This is a genomic window from Haemophilus influenzae (assembly GCF_900475755.1).
GTDB classification, from domain to species: Bacteria; Pseudomonadota; Gammaproteobacteria; order Enterobacterales; family Pasteurellaceae; genus Haemophilus; species Haemophilus influenzae_D.
In genome coordinates this window covers 1,749,703-1,773,946 of record NZ_LS483411.1, presented here as the reverse complement: position 1 = coordinate 1,773,946, position 24,244 = coordinate 1,749,703, and the positions used below count along the sequence as shown (strand labels likewise).

Sequence of the window (24,244 nt, the reverse complement as noted above, 5' to 3'; positions counted from 1 at the left end):
CCGTTTCAAAGCTAACTAATCGGGTGTTTGTTGTTGCTCGATGTATTGGCGAATAATTGAAATAGGTGCACCACCGCAACTACCGGCAAAATAAGAGGGCGACCAAAGCTGATTGCCCCAAAGTTTTTTTCGGATACTTGGGTAATTTTTCTTTCTAATCATTCGACTTGATACACCTTTTAGGCTGTTTACTAGCGTAGAAACTGCCACTTTCGGCGGATATTCAATGAGTAAATGAACGTGATCGTCTTCGCCGTCAAACTCGACTAATTTTGCTTCAAAATCATTGCAGACGCTTTCGAAAATCAAATTGAGATCATCTAAAATCGCTTTCGTAAAAACATCACGGCGGTATTTTGTAACAAAGACTAAGTGAACGTGCATATTAAAAACACAATGCCTGCCGTGTCTGATTTCAGTTTCTTTTTTCATAGACCAAGTGTAGAATGTGGGAAAATCATATTCTAAACCTTGCCAATGCAACTACGCAAAGCCTTTAAGTTCGAAATAATGCCAAACGGCGAACAAATCCGCAGAATTAAGCAGTTCTGTGGTTGCTCTCGTTTTGTCTTCAATCGGGCGTTGGCTTGGCAGAATGAGCAATATGAGCAAGATCGCAGCGTCAAATTCAGTTATACGAAAATAGCCAATCTGCTTCCGCAATGGAAAAAAGAACTGATTTGGCTCAAAGACTGCCACAGTCAAGTTTTACAGCAAAGTCTGAAAGATCTTGAAAGTGCGTTCAAAAACTTCTTTCAAAAGCGTGCTGACTTCCCGAAGTTCAAGAAAAAAGGCTTGAAAGAGAGCTTTCGTTTTCCGCAAGGTTGCAAACTGGAACAACAAAACAACCGCTTGTATCTCCCGAAAATCGGTTGGGTTCGTTATCGCAACAGCCGTGATGTCGTCGGCGAAATTAAAAACGTCACAGTTAGCCAAAAGTGCGGTCGTTTTTTTGCCAGTATTCAAACGGAATTTGAATATGAAATCCCAACACATCAAGGCGGAGAAATTGGGATAGATATGGGCGTTGCCCGTTTTGCAACGCTTTCAAGCGGTGAATATTTTAAGCCGTTGAATGCCTTTAAAACCCACAAAGGCAAACTAGCAAAACTACAACGCCAACTTAAAAACAAGATTAAATTTAGCCAAAACTGGCAGAAATTAAAGGCGAAAATCGCTAAATTGCACCACAAAATCGCTAACTGTCGTAAAGACTTCTTGCACCAAACTTCAAGCAAAATCAGCAAAAACCACGCAATGATCTACGTTGAAGATTTACAGGTGTTGAATATGTCCAAATCAGCCAAAGGCACAGCGGAAGATCATGGTAAAAATGTGAAACAGAAATCAGGTTTGAACCGAGCGATATTAGACCAATCTTGGTTCGAGTTCCGCCGTCAATTGGACTATAAAACGCAATGGCTAGGTGGTTTTTTAGTGGCTGTCCCGCCTCAGAACACCAGTCGAACTTGCCCTTGTTGCGGTTATACCGCAAAGGAAAATCGCCAAACTCAGGCTGATTTTGAATGCTTAGAATGTGACTACACAGAAAATGCGGATGTGGTCGGGGCGTTAAACGTTTTGGAGCGTGGGCGAGCTATCGTCCAAGCGTAAAATATAGGCTGGGACACAGCCGTAGAGCTTGTGAAGTGAATCTCAATAGAGGTCAGCAACAAGAACCCACCGAGAGTAACCCACGCAAAGCGTGGGAGCTAGTAGGAATCCCCGTCCTTTAGGGCGGGGAGGATGTCAATGATGATGTTCTTAGCGCATTAGATGCTTCTGTACGTGTTCAATTACTTAACTTAATTTTAGATTTACAAGAACATTTGGGGCTTTCCTATATTTATGTAGGGCAAAACTTAGGCATTATCAAACACATTGCTGATCAAGTCTTGGTGATGGATCAAGGTGAAATTATCGAATCGGGTACACCAAGAGAGAGCTTCACTAATCCTCAAAATAACATCACTCGCCTTCTTGTAGAAAGTCATTTTGGTCAATTGCTTGATGAAAATGCTTGGCAAATAAACACTTCCTAGCCACCTATAAATACAAGTTAGGGATAGACATCTCAAAAAACGTCTTTAAATTGACCGCTCTTTTCATTCTTTTTAACAAAAACTCAGGTTTAGGCGCCGCACTGGCTGCCACACATTTCAACCCAATTGCAACGGTACCAAGTGCTTTATTTAGTTTCTGGCACAATGTATCGGGTCCAATTTTGGCAAATATTTTCTCCAATATCAAAAATGAAAAATAAGCTAATTGTATAATTTTGCGAATCTTTTTGCATAAAATAGGCTTTTATTTTGCATAAACCAAAAAATATTTATGCAAAATGAATCACAACTTTAAAGCAAATAAAAACGCCCTTTAATTACTATTTAAAGGGCGTTTAAATCCTGTTATTAGCCATTCAACTTAAAATAGCTTTGCCTTAATGCTTGATAAGAAACATCATAAATATCTTTGAATTTTGGCATGATTAGCTTATCCATAAGAAGATTTTGTTGTTCATCTGTTAAGTTTAGTTCGGTAAATATTGGGTTGTCGGCGTAAAACTGAGATACAAATGCTACTAATTTTTCGATATACTCATCGCCGTTATCAATTTTGAGCTTATTCATAGTTACCTCCTCCGCACTACTCCGCAATCATTTTACGCCTTTTCAATGGCTAAAGCATACTCAAAATTTATAAACTATGTTATCTTCATACTTGCCTGTATAACTAGCCGAAGCATTGACTACAATGCGCTGTGCGTTGTCAAAAGTCTGCCAATTATCCACTTTGTCCTCGACCATATATTCAATAAACCGCACAAACTCGCTCTTAGTAGAACTAAAGAATACATAAGGCGGTCGTGTGATGTTAATCAAACGTAGAAAGTCGATTAAATCAAAGTAAGTTACTTGCTTGCTTGTAGCTCTCTTGGCGTGTGCATAGATACGGAGGATCTAACACAAATAATGCTTTGGGATTATCAGCAAATTTCGGTAGTAACGTGTGGAATGATTCACGTACAATCTCTACGCCGTCCAAATAACCGTCTGCCTTTGGATAATCAGACTGACGAATACAATGCCAGAAATCATGTTGGAATAAGTCATCAAGCGTTGCTACTTGTTGCCCACTGAACAATAACCAACTCGCTAAGCAATTTAAATCTTTATACCCTTTGAAGTTTTGAATGATTCTGATGCATTCTGCTTTGCAATCCTTCGTCATACGTTTATTTTTTTGCGTAGCGTTACCAACTACAGAGTAAAGCTCGGCACGCAACTTGTTAATGTCATCAATGTGCGCCAATCGCTCCGCATATCCATCAAAATCATTGTAAATTACGTGTGTTTTGGTTTTAATTACTTTGGCTGCGTGGCTTAATAAGCCCGAGCCGCCGAATGTATCAATAATCGTCCAGCCTTCGCCATCACCTTTAATATTCTTATTTAAAACTGTTTCAAAATGTTTAAGAAACATTCGTTTTTGTCCGATAAACGGTAATGGAGCTTGTTTAAAGGTGTTTTGATTTGCCATAGTTTTTCCTTTCTATTCTATGGCGTTCCGATGCTCAAGGCATTCTGACACTCAAATCAAATTAACGTGTAGTATTAACGGTTTTGCAACGAGGGCATTTGATTTCTAAATAACCAACTATCCCCACTTTCGCCAATAATTTGTTACAAAATGTGCAACGGATTGCTTTAATTGACTGCATATATTTCTCCTAGTTAAAAGATTTGTTACAATCCGCCCGCCTTGCGCAAGGTAGGCGGCATATGGCTATATGCAGGTTCGTTCTGCGTAGCTGGTAACAACGAGCATTCCTAGTGCCGTTGTTATCGCCGTCTTTTCTTTACTGAATTAAACTTTGTGCAGGGTAACCCCCCCTTTTAAATTCTTCTTTTATTGAACATTACGGCCAGTTGATTTGGACTAAACCGCCAGCCTTCTTCACTGCCCAAAATCGCATTGAAGCACCACTCACTACAAAAATACTTTGAGCGTTTTTGTTTGGTCCCAAGCACGATGCCTAATGCTCCCCACCAGTCATATTTTTTGCCAGAAGTGCGGTTAAAACAGGCTTTGATTTGCGCCTCGGTGACATCGTTGATGTGGGATTAAATCCCATTTGGTGTTATCGGACACATCAATCTGTTTGCAACGCACGCCACCGTCTTGTACCGATGATGAGTAGCAGTCATACACTGTCGCATGCTCATAATGATGCCCATTGCCAAACTCAATGCGCTCAATGGCAATCTCGCAGTGAGAATAGTTGCCTTTGGTAAAAAATCGAGTAATGCGGTCGGCTCTTTGAATGGCTCTTTGAATGGCTCTTTGCGCCAGTCGCGTTTGTGTTTGTACATCGCCAAATACACCTTAGCCATTTTGATATGCCTCCATCAAGTTATCCATTTGTTTGATAATGTCATCATGGATTGATTGCAGTTGCTCAAGCGTAAGATTAGGGGCTTTGACTTCATACTTGCGCATACGTTGGTTAGCCAACTCAACTTGCAACTTTTCCAAGCCTGCTGCCTGTGTCAAAATCAGGTTTGCAGCGGTCTTATTATCCAGTCTGGCACGTTGCGCAAAATCTGAGATATATCGACTGCAATCACCTTCATAATTTGCCGCTTTAAAGGCTTCTGCTGCGGCTTGACGCTCACGATACTCACTCTCAAAGCGTGTCCATGTACTGTAGATTTTTGCTGCGTGCTCATCGATGTTGGCGATAAGGCGAGTTTGGGTTTCGGCTAAAAGTGCGGTTTGTTTTTCCTCCGATAGCTCAAAGGATTTAGTCGCCATGTTGAAAGCATGAAATCGACTCGGTGCCTTGCCCGAGCATTTGATTTTGCCATTTTCAGCCCAAACCGCACCACCGCCGGTTATACTGGCAGAAATACCATCAATTTCTTCATCGCTCACTTCAATCCAATTTTGATTATCTGTTACTAGATAATCAGGTGCGAACATGCTTGTTTCTATATTAAATAACATCATATTTTTTACCATCCATACCAGCCTATAGCTAAAATTTGAAAGTCTGTTTGTCCACTATTGTGGATTTCAACAACATTCCCATTTTGGATATTTGCACCAACACGCTTTTGACCGCCACCAACATCGGTTGCTTGCACCACACAGCTCCCATTAAATGCTTCAGGTAGATTGACTTTAGCGTAGCCATTAATAGTTACATTCATAATAATTACTCGCATTACACCATTATCTGCCATTGGTATATCAAACACTTCTGCACTGTTGTAATGGTGCGGATAATACTGGTGTCGGTATCTATTTTTTCGGTAGGTGTTGTTTAATTCGTTCCAAACATTGCGAATATCATCTTGTTTGGAAAAGTGATCATGCAGCCAGCCGTAAGATTTACTCCACAACCCCCCAGTCGATGAAATTGTAAGCACTCCTTGTCGGCTATCTCTATACCAATCCGCTCCTTCCGGAGTGTTCAGAAATTCAATTTGGGTTGAATTATTACCAGCATCCCTCATTAACATTGATGCGCGAGGGATGTTATCGGTTTGATAAAAATCAACAAATACGCCTGTATTTTGACCCCCAGCTTTATTTTTAAGCATAAGTCCATTGGCAAATCCCCCTGGTGCACTGCCCTCAATCATTAATGAGCCAGTCATCTTATCACCTGAACGAGATACGCTATTAAGCCCATCAATCCGTCGCCACTCGCTCCATGTGCGCAAGTCAATATTGACATTCCGTTGATAGGTTTCGCCCGAGCGGAAATTGATGTATTTCTGCATGACGTTATAAGCCGATGGATAGACAATCAACGTCCCGGCAAAATTGGTCGGATAATTTCGCTCAGGTGTAGCATCTCTATTCGCCTCTTGCGCGTAAATACCGTAGGCTTTAATGTCATTAAGATTTTGTGTGGTCAGTTTACCACGCGTGAAATTTTCGGCTATTTGTGCATTAACCCAGTCTTGATACGCAACGACTTCATTTTTTCTTAATACTGGGAAAGAGCAATAACGTGACGTGTTATCTTTCATTTTGTACACAAAATTAAAACGTGGGTCAGTTTCGCTGTTTGGATTCATTTCAACACGCCATACCCCCCCGCTATCAATTGGAAACTTGATTTTACTCCAACCTCTTGTTGCTAAAACCAGTTGATTATTGATGGTTTGTTCCCCAGTGTTGGTAAGCAACTCAATCCATTTATATGTAAGTGCCGTGTTATTAAAATTGATGCGACTAAAAAATGAGCGACCTAAAAGTGGATAATGACAATAAACAGACGAATAACCACCAATAATATAAAATGTGACAGCAATCGGGCTTTTTGTGGTTAACGGTAAGCCGGTGATATTACTTTGCGCATTGTTATGTGCGGTGAATGATAAATGCCCGTTAATGCGGTAGCTATAGCCAAAAAGATTAATGAGTTGCTGGCGATCTGTTAGATCTAATTGCAAATTATCTTTACCAACATAGATTTTCTGATAGAGGTTGTTTTCTTCGGCAGAGACTGCTTTATCGTAAGCTGTCTTGACTGCTGCAGAGGTTGCCACGGTATCGTTGCTGTTACTGTTGACTACACTGGATTTTTTGCTGTTGGGGATAACATTGCCAAGCGAGCGTGTGTTGGAGTCAATAAGCTGTTTTAACTGATAACCGGTTTTAGGCGTCAATGCTAAATCTTCACTTTGGCTATCGTAGCCTGTGTAAAGTTTGGTTTCGCCTTTTTGAGTTAAACTTGCCGTCTTTCGGTTGTCATCAATAATCTTAACAATCGCCTCATAAAGCTGAGTTTGCTTATTTTCTACGGGCTTGAACCCCGCTTTTTGCAACACATAATGCACTTCCGCTTGTACATCGCGTACTCGGTCTTGCAAATTATTAAGCCACGTATCGGTTACTCGTGTGCCTTGTTCACCTGTTGCTGGATTACCATTGTGAAAAAGGCCATCATTTGAATCAATTTGAGGCATTAAACTTTTCATATATTAAGATCCTGTTTGATAAGCAAAATAACAGTAAGTATGTGCAGGTTTTAAATCTCGGAAGAATTCCTCAATAATTGGGTCGCCAAATTCCACTAAATGATTACCTGCAAAGGAACTACCTGCGCGAAAATACACAATATTGTCATCCCCATTAAGCACCGATACTCGCCACATAAAAATCAAGTTATCGCGCGCTTCATTACGAAATTGTGCTAAATCCCCCGTTGTTGGTAAATCATTCGCAAGGGGAGAAAACTCTTTAATTTCGATACGATATCCAATACTTTCCGCAATCCGTTTAAAATAGGGAATGGATAAGCCCCCAATTGCATTTAACTTGGCAATAACACGTTTTACTCGTGCTTGATAGTTATTGGTATAATCTGTTTTTATGCCGCATAAATGTTCCCAATCGGACAACATCGTATTGGAGGTGGCAGGTTCAATAATTTGCAATAAATCCACCGCACTTTTTTGTAATCGGTCAAAGGCATTACCATCCACCTCACACTGTGCTAAAAAACGCTCTCCATTTACGTCGTATGAAACAGGCGGATAAAGTTTTGCTAACACCTTTTTGTGGTCAGTTTGCATTATGCCATCTCCGTAACGGTGATTTGACCTAACCGAAACCACTCAATTTTTGTACGCACATCTGCTTTTAGATTAGTGATAGGTGCCGTAAACTTACGGTCAACCACACCGACCAAGTTATTTACCACCGCTTCACATTGCGACACAATCAAATCATCGCCTGGGATTAACGTATTAAAATAATTCGCAAGTGCGGTGGAAATCGCTGCCTTAATTTCGGGTAAGGTCACGCCACTGATTTTTACCTGAATATTAAAATTGACTTTTGTTACATCAGGTTTCACCACTTTGCTTTCTCGCGCGGTCACAGGGCGCACATCGTCAATATATTCTTGGCAGCGACGTATTGTTTCATCGCTTGGCACATCGTTATTTGATGTGATCGCAATATCTACCGTACCAAGCCCACGACGCAATGGGTAAACATAAGCAGCATCCACGCCATCCACCGATAATGCCCATGTACGATAGTCATAACGATTGCCCCCAGCAGGTGGTCGGCGAATAATCTCAAGCAAACGTTCGAGCAAAGACGCATCGCTTTCCGCGTCCGTTGCACCAATTACATCATTTAGCACCACATCGGATTGCACGCCTAAAGGTGCTGCCATAAAGTTTGCTTTTGTCGCAGTTTTAATATTTTGGCTGGCACCTGTCGCAAGACTTCGCACGGTAACAACGGCAGAACCGCTTGCAGAAATCACCGCACTTTCGGTGGTTTCGTAAAATCGGTTATCGTCTGTTTTAATTTGTAATCCAACTTTAATCACCGCATCAGGGGTACCTGTCACTGTTGCGCCACGCCCACTAGCATAAGTCGCATTACGACGGCGAATACCACGCAAGCCAGCATGTTTTTCAAGAAAATCTGTGTCGGCAGTATCGGGAAAGAATTGTTTAATAATCCATTTTTGATGAGCATAAATACCTTCCGCTACAGCAGCAAGGCTACTGGCACGTGCATAATAGTCACTATCTATGCTCACATCAGCACTCGGCTCTAATGACTGCACATCGCGCAAAATCGCTTGGCGAATATCTTCTAAACTCGGCACAATAAACATGGTTTAAACCCTTTTTAAATGACTTTTACCGGGTGTTTAAAATGATAGGTTTCGCCCCGGTTATCTCGGATGGATATATCTAAAATCAATACACCGTTATGTGGTTGGGTATGATTGACAATAATTTCGTCCGCACGTCCATCATCAATCAAGGGTTGCAAGGCTTCTTCGGCATATTGTTGTGCAATTAAACCTATGTGCGACAAATCTTTTTCGCGCGGAATAAGATGGAGCAGAGAGCCTACACGCCCATCTGCCCACCAAGAGCCTAATGGTGTGGTCAATCTGATATACGCTGCATTGGCAAGCGTACTGATTTGTTTACTTGTATAGTCCCCGGTAAACGGGCTGATCTCTCTGTCCATATTGACAGGATAAGATAAGAGGTAAAAAGAAAGGAGATGCAGGGTTTCAGCATCTCCTTTAAGGTTAGATTATTCAGGTTTACTGGTTTTGCCTCCGCTATCGCCAGTATGTTTGTGGTTCCTTAACGAAATTGTACCAGCCTCCACGTCGCCGTCGGTCGTAAAGCTACCGCCACTTTGCTGTACATTACCAGTAAAGCTCGCACCACTGCCACCTTGCACAGCCATACCACCATTACCATTGATTTGCCCTTGGGCAGTAAAGACCTGATCGGTTTCAACCAGTGGACTTGATATATCCACTTTTGTTGCAGCGTTAATCTTTAATACATCACAATCAATCTCAATTAACCGCCCCTTTTTTAATACAATGCTAGAGCCACTTTCATCATAAATGGTCACTTCGCCACCTTGCAGATTTTTTACGCGGAAAGAACCGTTCTCGGTTGCAATCACAATACCGTGGGTAGTTTGTCCGCCAATGGGTAAAATCACCGCTTGCGTGTTTGCTGGAGGCACAGAAGTAAAGCCAAACTGCTGCATCAACTCTACATCTTGCAAGGTTTCATCGGCAAGCCCCGAAGCCTGAACTTTCTGAATATTGTCCGCACTTTTCACTAAGTGCAGCACACCGCGAAAGGCTTGACGGATTTCCTCTGCCGCACCTTGCGCCTTTTGTTGAATGACTTGGCTTAATCGTCTCATTTTGTCCCCTTAATTCGCAGCCACCCAGCTGCCATGTCCGTTAGTAGCCATTAATTTCTTGCCCTTACGCTTACGTGCTTTTTCTGCTTTTGCGTTGTAAGCGTCTGGTGTCCAAATGCCGTCTTGTTTAAAGCGTAGTTCCGTTTGTGTGCCAGCGTTTCGGCTCAGCATAAAACGTCGCCCCATTAAAAAGAAAATGGCATCAATCTCATATTCCTCGCAAATTACATGCACACGTTGCCCTGGTTGCCATAATGTGCCGTCTTGCATTTTGTGATCGGGAACAACGATAGTAAGGGTAAAACCTTCTAGCATACTGTCCGCAATGTATTTTTTCGCCCATTTTTGCAAGGCTTCCAAGTTATCTACATCAGATACCACCACGGTTTTCGGCTTGTAGATAGTCATTTCAGGATCGTGATAAACCCATTTCAGATCGTTTTTATTGTCTTGCCCTTGCTTGCCGTGGCTTTGTGCAAGAAAAGTGACTTCGCTAAACCGATTCGACACATCAAACGTTAAATCCGACTGCTCAAAGTTGTTTCGTTTGCCGTCTTTCATACAACACAAGGTCGCCACAGGTGGTGTGCTGTAATCCGCACCGCCCACAATCAGCTCTCCATTTGGCTCAAACCACAAGTGCAAGCCTGCCGAGTTCGCACAACGCATTGCCGCATTCCAAGCTGTTTCGCCTACGTCAATATCGACTTTATCTAATGTTGGATTATTTTCCGCACGCAATGCCACTTTTTTAATACCAAGTGGTTCAACAATTTTTTTTACCGCATCTAACACAGTCAAGCCTTTTACATTGGTAATGGGGGCAGAGCAATCCACAAGGATACTCGCACGGTCACGCCCATTGAGGCTATAAGTGCGGTTAGTTTTACTAATAGTGTGCTGTGTCGTATCCACGATGCCTGTCATCACCAATTCGCCATTAATGCGCACTTTCACTTCAGCCCCCGAAAAATCAGGTAAAACCGTACTGTTTGAAGGCACGCCCAAATCAAATTTAAAGGCGTCGGCAGGGATTAAAAAGTCACTATCAATATCATAACTTTTCCAGCTATTGTGGGCTTTACCGTCCACTTCCAGCGTAACATCATTTTCATAAGGGTAATTATTTGACATAGCTGTTTAACCACTCCCCACGCTCAACAAAATTCGGATAACGGATCTGCGGATTCAATCTTAATAATTCATCTGCACGTTTGTAATCCTGATAAAATGCATGTGCAATTTGTTGCACAGTACCGCTAAATGGCACCTCACGCACCATTAAAGGCGGTTTACGATTAATTGCCGCAAGGGCAAGTTGAGTAAACTTATGCGCTTTATTGCGTAATTGCTCTGCCGTATTGTGCGCAGCCGTATAAAAACTCGTATTAGGTGTGCTTAATACCGTGATATTTTCCCCACGATGTTCATCGTCTGCTTGTTTGCGTAACAATTGTAAATTATCCATAATTTGTGACCGCACTTGAGTCGTGATGTACTCAATATCCTGTGGCAATAAATCATCGTCCTCTACCAATTCAGTGGCAATACGCAACAAAGCAACACTAGAGGCTAACTGCATCATTAAATGCACAGATTCAGTATCGTCCTTACTAAAAGAGGTCGTTAATGATTTCAACGCCGCTTGTTCTTTGGCAGATTTAATATTCTTACCACTCACTAAATCAGCAGGAATATGCTTGATTTGACGTATTGTGCGGAGTACCTCATCAAATTTTGCACGCAGGGTTAAGTCCTTGCACGAAGCAATTTGGCGCAATCCAGAATCAATCATGGTTACCAAATCACGCACAGCACGGCTAGATTTTGCTTTAAAGTTATCTTGTGTCACGACAGGCGACACACCATACTTGGTTTTGTCAAAATCAAATAACCCGCGCACTTGCTCAAAACAGCCAAATAATGCGCCATAAACACCCAACAAACGTGATTTTGTATTAGCGGCAAAGGCAACAATCTCCATAAATTCGCCATACAATGCCATCACATCATCAACAAAATTTTCTAATTCAGTCAGTAAGGCATCTATTTTTGCCAATAGGGAATAATTAAAGACAAAAATCGGTTTAGCTGGCGTAGATTCAATAAAAGTCAAATCTAACGCCACATAATCAATCATTTCTGCTTCGTGGTGAAAACTCGCCCCAGTGCAAATCATATTTTGCAAACGCCCACGAATCGGATGCACTAATGTTGCTGCCCCTGATTTTTGTAACACGCTTAAAAACTTCTTAAAGTCCGTATAATAGCCTGTCCCATAAAATACGGCTTGCATACGCACGGTTAATGGATTTAATCCCAAATCTTCCACGTCTGCGCCATTGACGAAAGGATAAGCATGCTCAATGGTCGAGCGATAGACATCATCATCCACCGAAAGCACATCGAAACGCACGCCGCGAAAACTTGCACGTTGCACAGGCATTGTCCAACCCATAGTTACCCCCGTTTCATTGATTGATAGATATTTTCAGCAACCCCTTCATAAACAGGTCGCCCATCCATATCAATCTTAATTTGATTTTGAATTGTAAAATTTTGGCTTTCAATGGCGGTTTTTAATCCATCACTAATGGTTTGCCCAAAATGCTAAAAATCCGCTTGATAGTTAGCCAAGCTAGATAAATCACCCAGTGTGCGACTTAAAGCGGAGTCGGTGTCATTAGCCGCTACAGATAAACCTGAATAGCCTTTCCCCTGATTGCGAATTTCCGCAATTTTTACCGCACTTTGGCGCGTGCGCTCATCATATTGGGCTTGAGTGAGAGTGCCTAGCTCAAGGCGTAAAGCGGCAACTTCATCTTTACGTGCAATTTCAGCCACTTCGCCCGAGCGAGAAGCCGTCCCCCATACAGAATTTTTGTTATAACCGAAACCTTGCGGTGCGTAATGGGTTGTGGTCGGTTTATTGCCACCGTAAGCATTGGGATAAAATTGGTTTTCAAGCTGTTTTTCTTGAGCAGTTTTCGCCTCAGCTTTTTCTTCAGCCTTCGCTTCTTCCGTTGTACGTTGTTCTCCAGCAATCATTAAACCACTGGTAAAAAGTGCCCCTGCACTAAGAATACTGCCTAACTTACCGCCCCCTTTAATTTTTAAACCGTTTTTCCCTTTCCCTAGATTGCCAGCGACATCTGCTACATCACTAAGCCCAATTCCGCCTCGTTTAACGCCCAATAATGCTAATGCACCACTAGCCGCAATCGCAGCCGTACTTAATGCTGTAATAACGGTGCCAGCTGTAGTCAGTGTAGAGGTTAAATCAGGATAGGCTTTCGCATATTCAGCCAGTTTTGTAGCCGCATCACCAAGAGCATCATTAAAACTTTTCATGCCTTCCATTTGTGCAAATTCAACTGCATTTTTAGCTTGTTCTACTTTTGCACTGTTAGTTGACATCACAACTTTATGGGACTTATCTGTAGCGCCTTCAGAATTCGTGACTTCTTCTTTTACTTGCTTGCCTAGTTCAACATTGTTGCGAATCCCAAGAAGTGCCATTAAGGCTTGACGGTCAGAAATAATCTGCCCAATGGCCGTACCTTCTACTAAGTTTGTCATTTGTTCTATTAAGGCTTGCTGTTCTTCTTTTTTGGCTGTTTTCAATTTCGCTTTTAAGGCTTGATAACGTTTGTCTTCTCCTACGACCATATCCATAATAGAACCAAAGGCCTCAATAGAATTCTTACCTTGTTTCTTCTCATTCTCCATGGATTTAATAAAATCAATGCCGTGGGTTTTCCCATCTTTGCCTTTAATTTCTAATTTAGAAAAACGATCTGCAGTCTCTTTAGACGTAAGTTTGGCGAGTAAATTAACCAGGTTATTACCTGCTTCATCACTTGTCCCTGCGGTAACACGCGCTTGTTGGTTTGCGACTAATAATGCTTCAAAGCCATCCATGCCCGAAAGCCCAGCCGATTTAGCTGCCGCCATTTGTTGTGGAAGCCAACGTGCCATATCGGCAAGTTCAAAGTTACCCGCTTGCCCAGCAGCCACAGCCTTATCTAATACCGCACCAATTTGATCTTCGCTGATGCCAAATTGCTGCATAGCGGAAATTGCAATCGCCGATAAATCTTCTGTACTTGCACCTGTTGCCACCGCACCTTTTTGTAAAGTAGGCAATAACTTCATTGCGGTTTCAGCTTTCACAGTACCGGAGGCTAATAACTTATCTAATGCGCCCAAGGCTTCTTCTTTCGTCCCCCTCCAGTTTCTACCGCACTTTTCACCGCATCATGTAATTCTTTCTTTCCTGCAATTCGCCCAGCTACGTCTCGGTCGGAGAAGGCAGTATTGGATACCATCGCTAAGCGTCGGTCATAGTCCATTTCCTTTTTCATAGGTTGTGCCATCACCATAGCTCCAGCCGCCATGCCTGCGCCCACACTAGCAATGGCAGTTCCAACATTGCCTAATCGTTGCCCCCACGTGGTTTTCCCCATTTCCGCATTAAGCCCAGCAATTTTTGAGCGCGTCGCTTCAGCCTCACGCGCTAATTCGCGACTAGTGGCTGTGCCACTACGTTTTAATCGGTTATAAGCGGCAATGGTATGATTAATTTCTTGTTGGATTTTATGTTCACTTCGCACACCTAACCTTTCACGCGCTTGAGCCATAGCACGTGTGCTTTGCGTAATCTGCGATTGCGCTCGTCGAAACACACGACTTGCTTGGTCTTGCGCTTTCAGCTTCAACGCTAAATTCAACTCAGCCATTTTTAAACCCTCTTTAAACTCATTTTAAATCCACAAAAAAAGGGGCTTACGCCCCCTTAGTTTTACGACGCATAAGGTTGTAATGCACCGTGTTGCCTTTTTCTGACTGAGTTTTAATACCTTGCGAATATTGCCAACTTGCCACCCACGCAGCAACTTCAGCGTGACACATTGCTCGTACTTCTTCAGCAGTAAACCCAAATTTAGCCAATAAAATAACCGCACTTCGGTAATTCTTCTCGGCATCAAACACACCGTAATGTTGTTTTATTCGGTTTCGGCTTTGCTCGGGTTTTCCCCAGCGTCGATGTGCTTTTTTCGTAGTTCAGCGATAGCTTGCGTAATCAGCACATAATCATCCGTGGCAAGGTTATCCAGTAAAAACTGTGGCGTGAGCTTATCTTGCGCAATACCGATAATATCAAGCTGTTCAGATAAATAAGCCAAGTCCACGAGCATTTGCTCCGCTTTCGTGAGGTTTTCTTTCTCATCTAAACCAAGCTCGGCGACTTTCTCAAGGGCAGCACATTCGCCACCCAAGGTTAGTAATCGCACGTCAAAGTCAAAATAACGCTTGTCTTCATAAGAGATACCAAGAAGTAAACGCATTATTCTTTTACCTCTTTAAGCGCATTCATCTGGATATCAATAACGGCTTCGTTATCCACCGTGTATTTCTCGCCTACTTGGGTAGTAAAGCAACCAAGGTAAGACGTACGCTTATCTTCTTGATTAAGCGGATATACCGTGATTTTCGCATCACTGATACCAGCCCAATCAATCTCTGAACCATCAATCGGCAGAGCAGCAGTCACTGACAGCTCCCAGGTCGTAATGCCTTTAGCAAAGCCACGTGCACGACCTTCAGAGTTCATAGTTTTGACTAATTTACGCCCAGTTTGTTTTGTGACATTTAAATCGGTAATTTCAAATTCAACGCCATTTACTTCTAACACCGCCATTCCAGCATATTTTTCCATTTACGCCCCCTATAAAATTAAATCAATTCGGTTAGCGACAACGTGCAAGCCATTTACCACATCGGCTGGGATTGCCGTATCTAAACGATTTGGATCTTTGCCATTGCGAACAACAAGCAATTTACCCTTGTTCGCATCCACATTTTCTAAAATCTCTTGTTGCTCTAAACGATAGAGCACATCAAGGATTTCCGACCGCACTTTTGGTGGGGTGCGATTAGATAATTTCGCACGAGGGAAACGTAACTCAATACGCTGTTCAATGGCTTTACGCGTATAATCAAGTGTGCGAATTGTGGTTAAATCTAACCACGCAGGATCATCTACATTCGCAGGTGACTTGGTATAAGTCGTAATTGCACGCATAATTTGCACACGATTATTTACCACTGTAATAGGGGTTAAACCGTGGAATAACGCCTGATTGACTTCGGTTTTTAACGGTGTTTGAGTGGCATCAACAGGGGTTAAACCTTTAATCTCAAGTGTATTTAACGGTTTAGCTGGGTCTTCTTCGCCTGCAATAACCGCCCCATATCCCGCAGCGATTAAGGCATTAGATTCCACCGCCCCTTTATACCAACCCACTGTAATACGGTTAGCATTAATTTTCTCGGTATAAGTGGTACCGCTTGCCAACGTACCATTAAAACCTAATACGCCAACACCTGGTTTTTTCTCAACAGGACTTGCTACCGACTCTAAATGTTCGCGCAAAGCTTTCGCATTTTTATCATCCGCAAAAGGGGAGATAATCACGTGATAATGCTGACCAGCTACAGATGCTAATGCCGCTGCTAAATCGGCATTTTCGGCACCATTTGCAAGGGCAGAAACATTCACTGCCATATCATTTACGCTTAATGTGGCATTGACACTAATCTCATTGCCAATTTCGCCTTTACATTTTGCGGTAAGCGTCACGGTACCTTCATTGACTGTTGCACTGACAGGACAATATTCCCCGGCATTAATCACAGCATTTAAACGGGCGGCAATGTTGGCGGCGGTTTCCGATTTAGCGATTGCCACCGCATAATCAAGACCACCAATGACAACTTTAAGCACACCTGCATTGCTTGCTGTGCCTGTTAGCGTAATGGTGCCAGTTGCCGCCACACCTGAATCACTCTCTTTTAAACCAATCACCGTTAAACGAATCATGGCATTATTTTGGATAGCAATACGCGCCATTAAGTGAGCCCAAGACCCAGCACCAAATGTATTTTTTGCATCTACATCCGAATAAATCGGTGTCGGTGCGCTAAATGCTTTTGTTGCATTTAACATTGGTGCCACAATTAAGACGTTTTGCTCATTTGTTGGCAAAGTACTCACTGCATTGCGTGAGTTGTATTCTGTATAAACACCCGGTTTACGAAGACTCGTCGGGATATTATCAAAATCAATATTCATTTCAGCCATTGTCTTTCTCCTTTTCTTTACGAGAACGTGTTGCTGTGATTACAATCAAATCGCCATCATTAATACGACGTTGATAATAAATCGACGGCTCTACCTCTACCGGTACTTGTTCAATATAGGTATAAGGCTGATGTTCCATCGGCACCTTAATGCCTATTGCTGCTTTCACTTTCATTTTGTGTCTCCACCTCAAACGGCACTTTGGCACCGCTTATTGGGTCATAAATGTTGTTACCAATACGTTCTAACATCGGATCTGGTGGCGATAGCTCGCCATGATAATGCGTAAACAAATAATCAGGATTTTTGCTATCCTGCGTCATTTCAGGATAACGGCCATCTTCTAATGGGCTCAAATCGTCATAGACTGCGTCATACTCAATCGCATAAGCCGTTATCGCCCCACCTTTAAAAGTGGCATTATTAAAGAGCGTACGCACCCTTGTCGGTTTCAATGGCTTGACTAATTGCCCCAAGGTTTGCGCATCTAACAAACGGCGTACTGCTGTAATCAACTGATTAACGCCCACCTCTCGTTTATCAGCTCCGCCTTGTCGTGCAGCAATATTGCTACGCAAGCTATTTACTGCCACGATAATGACAAAGTTTGCTGTGGATTGATGACGCTTCAAATTAGTGCCCATACGTTCGATACGTGCGCCCCCAAAAGTGACTAAACACATCGGCAAACGTGATGTCCCAAGACTTTCATCATCGAGCTCGCCACCGTAGCTTTTAACGGTATTGACTAAACGCCCTAAGCCACGCTGTAGGCGTTCTACAAGAGCATTTTCAATTTGAGTGATCACGCGCAAAAATCCTGTTTTTCGGATTAGTAAAAATCACGCCATTGTCGTGTTCGTTGGCATCATTATTCTCTGTAGGCGGCAACCCAAGCGAAATCTTACCCACACTAATATCCTCAAGTTCTTTTAAACTTAATTTATATCGGGTAATAATTTCTTCTGTAATCGTCACATGAGACATACTCGCTAAACGATAACGAGCCAAATCACAACAAAGTCGCACTAAGTTTTGTGGCACACTCACAAGAGGGAGGGTATAACGTGCTGCCAAATAACCATCAATTTGGCTTGAGCTGTCAGACAATGCGACATCAAGCAAATTGTCATTAACTTGCCCAGTCAAATCGAGGTCGGTCAGCTCAATGGCTTGCACTTCCCCTACACGTAACACAAAATCTTCTGCACTGGCGTAATGCATCACTCATCCTTATTTATCGCAGATGGGAATAAGTTCTAACCATGGGTCTTCAGCAAGCATAATGACTTGCTCACCTGTCAAGTTTTCAACTGGAATTTCCACCGAACTTTCTTTGTTAAAACGATAGCCGCAGCGACCATAAGAGGCTTGCGGATGAATTGCACGTAACCTTACCGCATAGGCAATAGGATGAATCGCATCACTACCTTTGGGCGTGTCATCCAACTCGTCTAAAGTGCGGTCGGTTTCTGTGGTGTTTTCCGCAGAATCGGTTTTCACTTCATCGTCTGTCTTGTTTTGCTGTTTCTTTGCCATAGTTTCCTCCTAGTCATTTCTTGCCTTCCCTCGTAAGTGGGGGAAGGCAAGAAAAGAGACGGATTACTCCACAATCTGTGAAGACACCATCACTTTAAGCGTCCCTTTCAACACATTGCTGGTACCGTTGATAATATCGGCTTCCACTAAACGTTTTGCTGTATATTCAAGTGTAGGTGGCACTAAAATCACATTTGGGCGAATGTTCAATAACTTGCCGCCATCGCCTTTTAAGGATTTCATTTTTGCCAACACGCCCATTAAGACCTCTTCAGTTAATTCGCTGTCTTCTACACGATGAGCAAGTTGCCAGAATGCAAAACCTGCATTACCACGCGCACGCACGCCCCAAATATAGGTATCTTCCATAAATACCGTATCGGATTTAGACGGATCAAATTTCGTCTCAATTTCAGGGGTTAAGCGTTCTTGCCAAATAAATGGCTTCACGGCATTCGTCGTATCCAACAAATAAAACGCTGGTTTTCCTGCTGCACTGCCTTTGGTAATATTACTTTGCGTGGTTTGATTGCCTGTGCCATCGACTTCCGCAAACACAGGATGATCATCATCAAAGAAATTCTGCCCGTCATAGCAAAGGGTGCTTTTACCTTGTTTAATTAAGCCAAAGACTAAATCATCAGGTAATTCCGCCGCACTTTGTCCCATTTGTTTTACCATCGGACTAAATAAGCCGACCTGGTCGTCTTCAATATTGGTGCGAGGGATAGCAACAGTGCTTTCAAACAACTTATTCGATACTTGCATACCTTGCGCTTGCATTTTGCGTAAACGACGTTTACCCACCCATTCTTGCAATTTTGGGAAATGCCCTAACCAACCGTAAGTATTGGTTTCGGTAGAACTTGCAATCTTCATCGCAATTTCTGACCATTGAGGATTAATCACGTTTAAACCGCTTGTAAAGTCTTTTTTAAAGGCTTCATCAAGGGCTTTTAAAAGTTCCGATTTTTTGAATTTATCCATTATTTTTGCTCCTTATAGGTTGCCATATAATCTTTTTCGCTTAAGCCTAACGCTTTTGCTGCGGCACTCTCTGCAGCACTTAACGCTGCCACTTTCTGCTCTGGATCGCCTTTTGCTTGTGGCTCACCACTTAATGCGGCCATTGCAGGTGCTTTTTCTAAGTAAGCACTTAATGCCTCAACAGATAAACTTTGCGCCCAATCTTTTAATGCAGGAGCCAGTTTGCCTTGCGATAATGCCGCTGTGATCAATGCCGCTTTCTTGTCCGCTTCTACAGATGTTTTAAGCGCATTAAAATCAGCCTGTAATGCGGCTATCTGTTCGACTGGCACAAATTTAGCAGGATCAGGATTGCCCACTTGTGTGGATAACGCTGCTACCGATTGTTCTTTTTCAGCTAATTTTGCGTAAACATCTAACACGTCCACAGAGCTATCGCCTTTAGCTGCCGAAAGTGCGGTCACTTTCTCCGTAATGTCAGCCTCACTTGCATCTGCTTTTAAAACAAACAGTGTGCATAATGCTGCTAATAATTTTTTATCCATTGGATTGTCCTCTTGTAACAAATTCACGCTGGCTGCCACCATTGCTTCCTCCATGCCATCTAAAGCAGGCGTATTGGTTAATGCAGCATGAAAGATCTTGCGAACATAGCCCTCTGTGTCGTAAGCAAACACAGCCGAGATATAACGATATTCGCCATTTTTGATATAGTCTGCGGCTTTATCAGTCCAACGCACATCAGCAAAAATCCCTTGTGGGGTAAAATAGAAATATTCCATCCAGCCCGCACTCGGTGCTTCTTTGCCATTTTTTAGGGAGTGAATAATTTGGTGTTCGTAGTCAATAGGGAGGGGATTGCGTTGATTATTTGCCAACGCCACCACATCCGCGCCATTTGTATCTGTTACATACCATGCCTCCACATCGGTTGGTCTGCCGTCTGTGGCGCGAAATTTGCCATAAGGTAAAAGTTGGATACGACCATACTTCGCCTTATCAATTTCAAAACTACAAGCGGCAACGGTTAATTTCATCTGAAACCATCCTTAAAAACTCAATTTAGGATGGCAGAATATCGAATTGAACGAGATAACAAGAGATGACTGGCTTCAGCGCAACCAAATCATTTGAAATGTTAGACAATGAGGAACAAGCCTCAGATTAAAGACGTGAAAGATTGAATGATTGAAAACAACCTAAACCCATTTTAAAACGCTTTAAAACCGTTTTAAATTGTTTTAAAAATTTAAAGATGAAATCTTATACCCTAAAAGTAAAAAAATCGCCCTACGTGCGATTTAGAGCGATTTTCTGATTTATTTAATTAAGCGTTGGAGGTAGTCTTGTATATCTTCCAAAATATCCGCTTCATCTTGAGGTGTTAAAATCAAGAAAGGGCGTGCTGGAATCTCTACTTTACGACCTCGTCCTGCTTTCCCCCCGAATTGATGAATAGCCGCGTAAGGCTCATTCGTCCCCACAATGACTTCATCGTTGTTATATTCGGAAGTGATGCTCTCCATCAACCGTTCCGAATTCACTAAAGGTGTGCCTTGGCGATATTTAAGCCCCAACCATTTTGGGCGACCACCCACTTCAAAGTTCTGCGCGACAGCCGATTCCATCTTACCAGCAATTTTACGCATTAAAGGAGTACGATGAGCCGTGACTTGCGCTAATCGTTCAAGCAGTACGGCAACTTCTTGCGCATTATTGATTTCAATTTCGATCATAATGTTGCTTTTACCTATAAACAGGGGTATATTTTGCTACGCACTTAGAAAAGCGATGAATCTCCCAGATCGCAAGCGAAGAGGTGAAATAGACTCGGGACTGTGTGTAGGTGTGGGGAGCCCTACCTAGGTGCGTAATCCTTTTCTAATAGCTTTTTAAGCTCTTTGTCTTTTATTCGTCTAAACGACAGCACAAAGATTTCTTTTGGTAATATTTTCACTACAAGCATTTTCCCTTGTCGAATAAAGGTGTAACGATCTGCAAAATCTTTCACTTGTAGTAAATGCTCGGGAGAATTGATGATATCTGGCAACGCCTCATACTCATCAATCCCAAAATCTTGCCCATCACGACTATTAAATTGCTTAATTAAAGTATCATCAGAAAGCCACACTGTGCCAGTTTTGCTTTTCAATAAATCCTTACTTTCCGCACTCAAGACACCTGCTGCAAATTTAAAATTTTTGGTAAGGCTATCACGCACCTGTAACATTTGATCAGCAGTGAGTTTTTTTCCATCTGGGCTGAGCGTTTGTTTCATCTCCGCCACATGCTTTGCCAAAAATTCAAAATCGTGCTTAAACTCCCCACCTTTCATCTCAACCTTCGCAAACGCATGCGCCAGTTTTTCAGGATAAAGATCCAAATTAGGCTTGTAGTTTAATCGCCCTACATTGTAATCAAAGCCTTTATCCGTCACACGTACCGTGCCATCAGGTAATTTAAACCCTACCGTCTTTTCACGATTACCTTGCTTATCCGCAGGGCGTTCTACTTCCACCAAAAATTCAGAACTATCGTCAGGCTTATCAATCCCACGGCGTTTCAAATCTCTATCGCCTAACGCAATCACCGTACAGCGACAATTAAACCCATTAGGCGGATAGAATGTCGCCCAAAACGGATCATCATAACGATACACCTTACCGCTCAATGCTAAATGGGCAGGGCGAGTACGCGCATCACCCACGGCGGAATATTGCCAATAAGGGCGATTATCCACGTTATCACGCAAGCGTTGATAACGCGCAGCCGAATAAGCTGACTGCATATTGACACGATAAATCGTATTTAACCGACGCGGCGTGCCAAAATATTCCCCTGTTTTTGGATCTGCCAGTAAATGCCCATCAATACCACGAATAGACGGATCTTTCCCAAAAATCCAGCTTTTGCGTTCAAATTCACTCACCAGTTCTTTTTTCCAAGCGTGAAAGCCTTTGCCCTCACGCATAGCGGTTTCTAAAGATTGGTAAATATCCTTTGTCATATCAAGGCTAGTTAAGCGCGCAATCGTCGTGGCACGTGCCAATGCGCTATCCTGCATTTCTTTTACTAACACCTTGCTGGCAAGCATTTTCTTTTGGCGCAAAAACTCAATGGCTTGTTTGGGTTCTACACCAATGGCAAACTTAGGTGCGCTCGGCATTGGCTGCTCCTAATAAATCAGCTAAAAATACCGCACTTGCCAAATAGGCTTGATGGCTTTCACTGGTTAAATCAGGATAAAGTGCGATCAGTTTTTCCTGTGCTTCATCATAGCTTTCACTTGCCATGACCACGCCTACAATTTGTTTCATCATAGGATCAAGCTGTTGATTAAAATCCGCATTTGCCAGTGCATCATCAATCAAACCGTCTAATTCATCTTGTTCGTCCTTTTTACCATTCTGCGCCGACAACACAGCAGCACGACAACCGCAAGTACAGCCTTTGCCGTGATTAAATACGGCAGAAAGTGCGGTCGTTTTTTCGTCCGTTTTCTCGCCTTGCGGTGTGCTTAAAATCAGTTCGCCTTCCTGCGGTTCAGGAATTCCTAATTTATCCCGCACCCAACTTTCAGAAATCTGCACGCCAATGCCCGTAAGTTTAGGGATGGCTTCTGCAAAGACCGATAAATCTTCATATTCTTTTGTGTCAAACTCAAAATAAGGGATACGATGTGGCGCAATATTCGGATCAACATTAATTTGCAAATACGGCAAAATGATTTGTTGAGTGATGGTTTGTGCAATCTGTTTCGCATCGCTAATCATCAAATCACGACGCACTTCATTATGCACATTACCTAACGCATTGGTGGAGCTTTTACCATCCGCCCCTGATGTTAAAGTTTGCCCCAAAATCAACCGAGCAATAGATTTCTCACACCAATCAACCATTTGTAAAAATGGATTATTACCCGATGTAGCACCCGCATTAGCGACATTATGCAGTTCAATCTGCATCGATTCAGGCATAATGCCTGCTGCGTTATGCCCAATTTCAGCCAACGCACGCAATAATGTGCGTTTCTCCGCATTAGTGGCACCGGCACCATATTTACCAATGCGAATCGGCATACCATAAAGCTCTAAAAACTCGGCAAAATCACGCACAGAATAATGCTTATACATATAAAGCCACGCTAAAGTGCGATATAAGCCATCACGAGCCAACTGTGTCGAACGAGATTTATGGCGATGCACCACCCACCCAAAAGGACGTAATGGCTCACCCATTTGATTGGCTGGCGTGCGTAATAATAAACTATCGTCTTTATCCAATTTAAACCAAGACTGCGGACAAGGTTTAAAGCCTTTTGGAACCCATTTGCCATCCACCTGAGCCCATTGAATTTCCAACGCGGAAAAACCGTGTCCCACAGCATCCATTAAATCGATAAACAAGTCTTCAAGATTGGGATATTGATAAAATAACTCATCAATCTCGGCTTGCAATTTTTCTTCCGCTGGTGTCGCATTACGTGGTTCAACAATACGCCAATCTAGCGTAAGCACTGAACGCTTACGTGTCATCATATTGGCGGCAATGCTGCTATCTTGCTCTTCAATATCCATGAAAAGTTGATGCTGCGCCTGAATATCACCGTTTTCGGCATCCTCTAAAATCTGCTTTAATTTTGAAGGCGTAATTTTTGCAGAGGGGTGATCATCTAATACACGACCTGATGCCGTTACTTGCGCTTCATCAGTTTGCGTCGGCTCAGTATTGTCACCTTTTAAAAGCCCTTTAACCTTATCTAAAAATCCCATTTAACCCACCTTAAAACTCCCTAAAAAAACCAACCGCACTTTCATAAAAGTAGGTCGCCATCGGCGAAACCCGATT

At 42.6% G+C, this 24,244-nt stretch carries 25 protein-coding genes and 5 pseudogenes; 3 read left to right on the top strand and 27 right to left on the bottom strand.

Annotation, left to right across the window (positions count from 1 at the left end; genetic code table 11):
- Positions 1 to 15: 15 nt before the first annotated feature.
- Positions 16 to 432, bottom strand: a complete 417-nt coding sequence (gene tnpA, locus DQN24_RS08695; RefSeq protein WP_041175397.1) for an IS200/IS605 family transposase — start codon at positions 430 to 432, stop codon at positions 16 to 18.
- 45 nt (positions 433 to 477) lie between these two features.
- On the opposite strand from tnpA, the gene DQN24_RS08690 reads away from it, so the two are divergent.
- The 3 genes and pseudogenes from DQN24_RS08690 to DQN24_RS08680 all read left to right on the top strand — a co-directional run.
- Positions 478 to 1,614, top strand: coding sequence for an RNA-guided endonuclease InsQ/TnpB family protein (locus DQN24_RS08690; protein ID WP_041175292.1), 1,137 nt, complete (start codon positions 478 to 480; stop codon positions 1,612 to 1,614).
- Positions 1,615 to 1,754: 140 nt separating this feature from the next.
- Positions 1,755 to 2,042 (top strand): annotated as a pseudogene (locus DQN24_RS08685) (peptide ABC transporter ATP-binding protein); the annotation flags it as partial.
- A 77-nt stretch (positions 2,043 to 2,119) separates the two neighbouring features.
- A pseudogene (locus DQN24_RS08680) lies at positions 2,120 to 2,263 on the top strand (bile acid:sodium symporter family protein); the annotation flags it as partial.
- A 148-nt stretch (positions 2,264 to 2,411) separates the two neighbouring features.
- Here the strand turns inward: DQN24_RS08680 and DQN24_RS08675 are convergent.
- The 26 genes and pseudogenes from DQN24_RS08675 to DQN24_RS08550 all read right to left on the bottom strand — a co-directional run bounded on the left by DQN24_RS08675 (position 2,412) and on the right by DQN24_RS08550 (position 24,168).
- A complete protein-coding gene (locus DQN24_RS08675) occupies positions 2,412 to 2,630 on the bottom strand; it encodes a hypothetical protein (RefSeq protein WP_021034860.1) in 219 nt (72 codons plus the stop codon).
- A gap of 60 nt (positions 2,631 to 2,690) precedes the next feature.
- Positions 2,691 to 3,540, bottom strand: a pseudogene (locus DQN24_RS08670) (hypothetical protein).
- 61 nt (positions 3,541 to 3,601) lie between these two features.
- On the bottom strand, positions 3,602 to 3,721 hold the full coding sequence (locus DQN24_RS08665) for a Com family DNA-binding transcriptional regulator (RefSeq protein WP_005641687.1): 120 nt from the start codon (positions 3,719 to 3,721) through the stop codon (positions 3,602 to 3,604).
- Between the two features lie 175 nt (positions 3,722 to 3,896).
- Positions 3,897 to 4,394: pseudogene (locus DQN24_RS09195) on the bottom strand (enoyl-CoA hydratase).
- Entirely contained in the window at positions 4,387 to 5,010 is a 624-nt protein-coding gene (locus tag DQN24_RS08655; RefSeq protein WP_227894330.1) for a hypothetical protein, read from the bottom strand. Before DQN24_RS08655 ends, DQN24_RS09195 begins: the two are co-directional and overlap by 8 nt.
- 5 nt (positions 5,011 to 5,015) lie before the next feature.
- Positions 5,016 to 6,995: a pyocin knob domain-containing protein gene (locus DQN24_RS09190; protein ID WP_227894332.1), complete on the bottom strand. Its 1,980-nt coding sequence runs from the start codon at positions 6,993 to 6,995 to the stop codon at positions 5,016 to 5,018.
- 3 nt (positions 6,996 to 6,998) lie between these two features.
- Positions 6,999 to 7,595 (bottom strand): YmfQ family protein, encoded by a 597-nt coding sequence (locus DQN24_RS08645; RefSeq protein ID WP_172454002.1) that lies wholly within the window; start codon positions 7,593 to 7,595, stop codon positions 6,999 to 7,001.
- The gene (locus DQN24_RS08640) at positions 7,592 to 8,656 is read right to left on the bottom strand and encodes a baseplate J/gp47 family protein (RefSeq protein WP_111695719.1); all 1,065 of its coding nucleotides are present in this window, start codon (positions 8,654 to 8,656) and stop codon (positions 7,592 to 7,594) included. The genes DQN24_RS08645 and DQN24_RS08640 overlap by 4 nt, the downstream gene beginning before the upstream one ends.
- Before the next feature lie 14 nt (positions 8,657 to 8,670).
- A complete protein-coding gene (locus DQN24_RS08635) occupies positions 8,671 to 9,021 on the bottom strand; it encodes a phage GP46 family protein (protein WP_041175293.1) in 351 nt (116 codons plus the stop codon).
- Between the two features lie 69 nt (positions 9,022 to 9,090).
- Entirely contained in the window at positions 9,091 to 9,726 is a 636-nt protein-coding gene (locus DQN24_RS08630; RefSeq protein ID WP_021034868.1) for a phage baseplate assembly protein V, read from the bottom strand.
- Between the two features lie 9 nt (positions 9,727 to 9,735).
- A complete protein-coding gene (locus DQN24_RS08625; protein ID WP_021034869.1) occupies positions 9,736 to 10,860 on the bottom strand; it encodes a phage baseplate assembly protein in 1,125 nt (374 codons plus the stop codon).
- A complete protein-coding gene (locus DQN24_RS08620) occupies positions 10,850 to 12,184 on the bottom strand; it encodes a DNA circularization protein (RefSeq protein WP_021034870.1) in 1,335 nt (444 codons plus the stop codon). Before DQN24_RS08620 ends, DQN24_RS08625 begins: the two co-directional genes overlap by 11 nt.
- Positions 12,185 to 12,186: 2 nt before the next feature.
- Positions 12,187 to 14,465 (bottom strand): annotated as a pseudogene (locus tag DQN24_RS08615) (phage tail tape measure protein).
- Positions 14,466 to 14,511: 46 nt separating this feature from the next.
- On the bottom strand, positions 14,512 to 14,676 hold the full coding sequence (locus DQN24_RS08610) for a hypothetical protein (protein WP_218834128.1): 165 nt from the start codon (positions 14,674 to 14,676) through the stop codon (positions 14,512 to 14,514).
- A gap of 56 nt (positions 14,677 to 14,732) precedes the next feature.
- The gene (locus DQN24_RS08605; protein ID WP_021034874.1) at positions 14,733 to 15,074 is read right to left on the bottom strand and encodes a hypothetical protein; all 342 of its coding nucleotides are present in this window, start codon (positions 15,072 to 15,074) and stop codon (positions 14,733 to 14,735) included.
- Positions 15,074 to 15,445, bottom strand: coding sequence for a hypothetical protein (locus DQN24_RS08600; RefSeq protein WP_021034875.1), 372 nt, complete (start codon positions 15,443 to 15,445; stop codon positions 15,074 to 15,076). Before DQN24_RS08600 ends, DQN24_RS08605 begins: the two co-directional genes overlap by 1 nt.
- 9 nt (positions 15,446 to 15,454) lie before the next feature.
- Entirely contained in the window at positions 15,455 to 16,870 is a 1,416-nt protein-coding gene (locus tag DQN24_RS08595; RefSeq protein ID WP_021034876.1) for a phage tail sheath subtilisin-like domain-containing protein, read from the bottom strand.
- Positions 16,863 to 17,045, bottom strand: coding sequence for a DUF2635 domain-containing protein (locus DQN24_RS08590; RefSeq protein WP_041175294.1), 183 nt, complete (start codon positions 17,043 to 17,045; stop codon positions 16,863 to 16,865). Before DQN24_RS08590 ends, DQN24_RS08595 begins: the two co-directional genes overlap by 8 nt.
- Positions 17,017 to 17,679, bottom strand: a complete 663-nt coding sequence (locus tag DQN24_RS08585; RefSeq protein ID WP_021034878.1) for a DUF1834 family protein — start codon at positions 17,677 to 17,679, stop codon at positions 17,017 to 17,019. Before DQN24_RS08585 ends, DQN24_RS08590 begins: the two co-directional genes overlap by 29 nt.
- Positions 17,663 to 18,094, bottom strand: coding sequence for a gp436 family protein (locus DQN24_RS08580; RefSeq protein ID WP_021034879.1), 432 nt, complete (start codon positions 18,092 to 18,094; stop codon positions 17,663 to 17,665). Before DQN24_RS08580 ends, DQN24_RS08585 begins: the two co-directional genes overlap by 17 nt.
- A gap of 9 nt (positions 18,095 to 18,103) precedes the next feature.
- Entirely contained in the window at positions 18,104 to 18,409 is a 306-nt protein-coding gene (locus tag DQN24_RS08575) for a hypothetical protein (protein ID WP_021034880.1), read from the bottom strand.
- Between the two features lie 63 nt (positions 18,410 to 18,472).
- Positions 18,473 to 19,396 (bottom strand): Mu-like prophage major head subunit gpT family protein, encoded by a 924-nt coding sequence (locus DQN24_RS08570; RefSeq protein WP_021034881.1) that lies wholly within the window; start codon positions 19,394 to 19,396, stop codon positions 18,473 to 18,475.
- Positions 19,396 to 20,433: a phage protease gene (locus DQN24_RS08565; RefSeq protein WP_021034882.1), complete on the bottom strand. Its 1,038-nt coding sequence runs from the start codon at positions 20,431 to 20,433 to the stop codon at positions 19,396 to 19,398. Before DQN24_RS08565 ends, DQN24_RS08570 begins: the two co-directional genes overlap by 1 nt.
- Before the next feature lie 282 nt (positions 20,434 to 20,715).
- Positions 20,716 to 21,132: a phage virion morphogenesis protein gene (locus DQN24_RS08560; RefSeq protein WP_021034883.1), complete on the bottom strand. Its 417-nt coding sequence runs from the start codon at positions 21,130 to 21,132 to the stop codon at positions 20,716 to 20,718.
- Between the two features lie 122 nt (positions 21,133 to 21,254).
- Positions 21,255 to 22,562, bottom strand: a complete 1,308-nt coding sequence (locus tag DQN24_RS08555) for a phage minor head protein (protein WP_111695718.1) — start codon at positions 22,560 to 22,562, stop codon at positions 21,255 to 21,257.
- Entirely contained in the window at positions 22,546 to 24,168 is a 1,623-nt protein-coding gene (locus DQN24_RS08550) for a DUF935 domain-containing protein (protein WP_021034885.1), read from the bottom strand. The genes DQN24_RS08555 and DQN24_RS08550 overlap by 17 nt, the downstream gene beginning before the upstream one ends.
- Positions 24,169 to 24,244: the final 76 nt, after the last annotated feature.

Coding starts and splice junctions, on each gene's coding strand:
- DQN24_RS08570 (WP_021034881.1), bottom strand. CDS start 19,396: ATGGATAAATTCAAAAAATCGGAACTTTTAAAAGCCCTTGATGAAGCC.
- DQN24_RS08690 (WP_041175292.1), top strand. CDS start 478: ATGCAACTACGCAAAGCCTTTAAGTTCGAAATAATGCCAAACGGCGAA.
- tnpA (WP_041175397.1), bottom strand. CDS start 432: ATGAAAAAAGAAACTGAAATCAGACACGGCAGGCATTGTGTTTTTAAT.
- DQN24_RS08590 (WP_041175294.1), bottom strand. CDS start 17,045: ATGAAAGTGAAAGCAGCAATAGGCATTAAGGTGCCGATGGAACATCAG.
- DQN24_RS08625 (WP_021034869.1), bottom strand. CDS start 10,860: ATGTCAAATAATTACCCTTATGAAAATGATGTTACGCTGGAAGTGGAC.
- DQN24_RS08600 (WP_021034875.1), bottom strand. CDS start 15,445: ATGGAAAAATATGCTGGAATGGCGGTGTTAGAAGTAAATGGCGTTGAA.
- DQN24_RS08635 (WP_041175293.1), bottom strand. CDS start 9,021: ATGGACAGAGAGATCAGCCCGTTTACCGGGGACTATACAAGTAAACAA.
- DQN24_RS08560 (WP_021034883.1), bottom strand. CDS start 21,132: ATGATCGAAATTGAAATCAATAATGCGCAAGAAGTTGCCGTACTGCTT.
- DQN24_RS09190 (WP_227894332.1), bottom strand. CDS start 6,995: ATGAAAAGTTTAATGCCTCAAATTGATTCAAATGATGGCCTTTTTCAC.
- DQN24_RS08630 (WP_021034868.1), bottom strand. CDS start 9,726: ATGAGACGATTAAGCCAAGTCATTCAACAAAAGGCGCAAGGTGCGGCA.
- DQN24_RS08620 (WP_021034870.1), bottom strand. CDS start 12,184: ATGGGTTGGACAATGCCTGTGCAACGTGCAAGTTTTCGCGGCGTGCGT.
- DQN24_RS08580 (WP_021034879.1), bottom strand. CDS start 18,094: ATGCATTACGCCAGTGCAGAAGATTTTGTGTTACGTGTAGGGGAAGTG.
- DQN24_RS08605 (WP_021034874.1), bottom strand. CDS start 15,074: ATGCGTTTACTTCTTGGTATCTCTTATGAAGACAAGCGTTATTTTGAC.
- DQN24_RS08555 (WP_111695718.1), bottom strand. CDS start 22,562: ATGCCGAGCGCACCTAAGTTTGCCATTGGTGTAGAACCCAAACAAGCC.
- DQN24_RS08575 (WP_021034880.1), bottom strand. CDS start 18,409: ATGGCAAAGAAACAGCAAAACAAGACAGACGATGAAGTGAAAACCGAT.
- DQN24_RS08550 (WP_021034885.1), bottom strand. CDS start 24,168: ATGGGATTTTTAGATAAGGTTAAAGGGCTTTTAAAAGGTGACAATACT.
- DQN24_RS08675 (WP_021034860.1), bottom strand. CDS start 2,630: ATGAATAAGCTCAAAATTGATAACGGCGATGAGTATATCGAAAAATTA.
- DQN24_RS08640 (WP_111695719.1), bottom strand. CDS start 8,656: ATGTTTATTGTGCCGAGTTTAGAAGATATTCGCCAAGCGATTTTGCGC.
- DQN24_RS08565 (WP_021034882.1), bottom strand. CDS start 20,433: ATGAAATTAACCGTTGCCGCTTGTAGTTTTGAAATTGATAAGGCGAAG.
- DQN24_RS08665 (WP_005641687.1), bottom strand. CDS start 3,721: ATGCAGTCAATTAAAGCAATCCGTTGCACATTTTGTAACAAATTATTG.
- DQN24_RS08595 (WP_021034876.1), bottom strand. CDS start 16,870: ATGGCTGAAATGAATATTGATTTTGATAATATCCCGACGAGTCTTCGT.
- DQN24_RS08655 (WP_227894330.1), bottom strand. CDS start 5,010: ATGATGTTATTTAATATAGAAACAAGCATGTTCGCACCTGATTATCTA.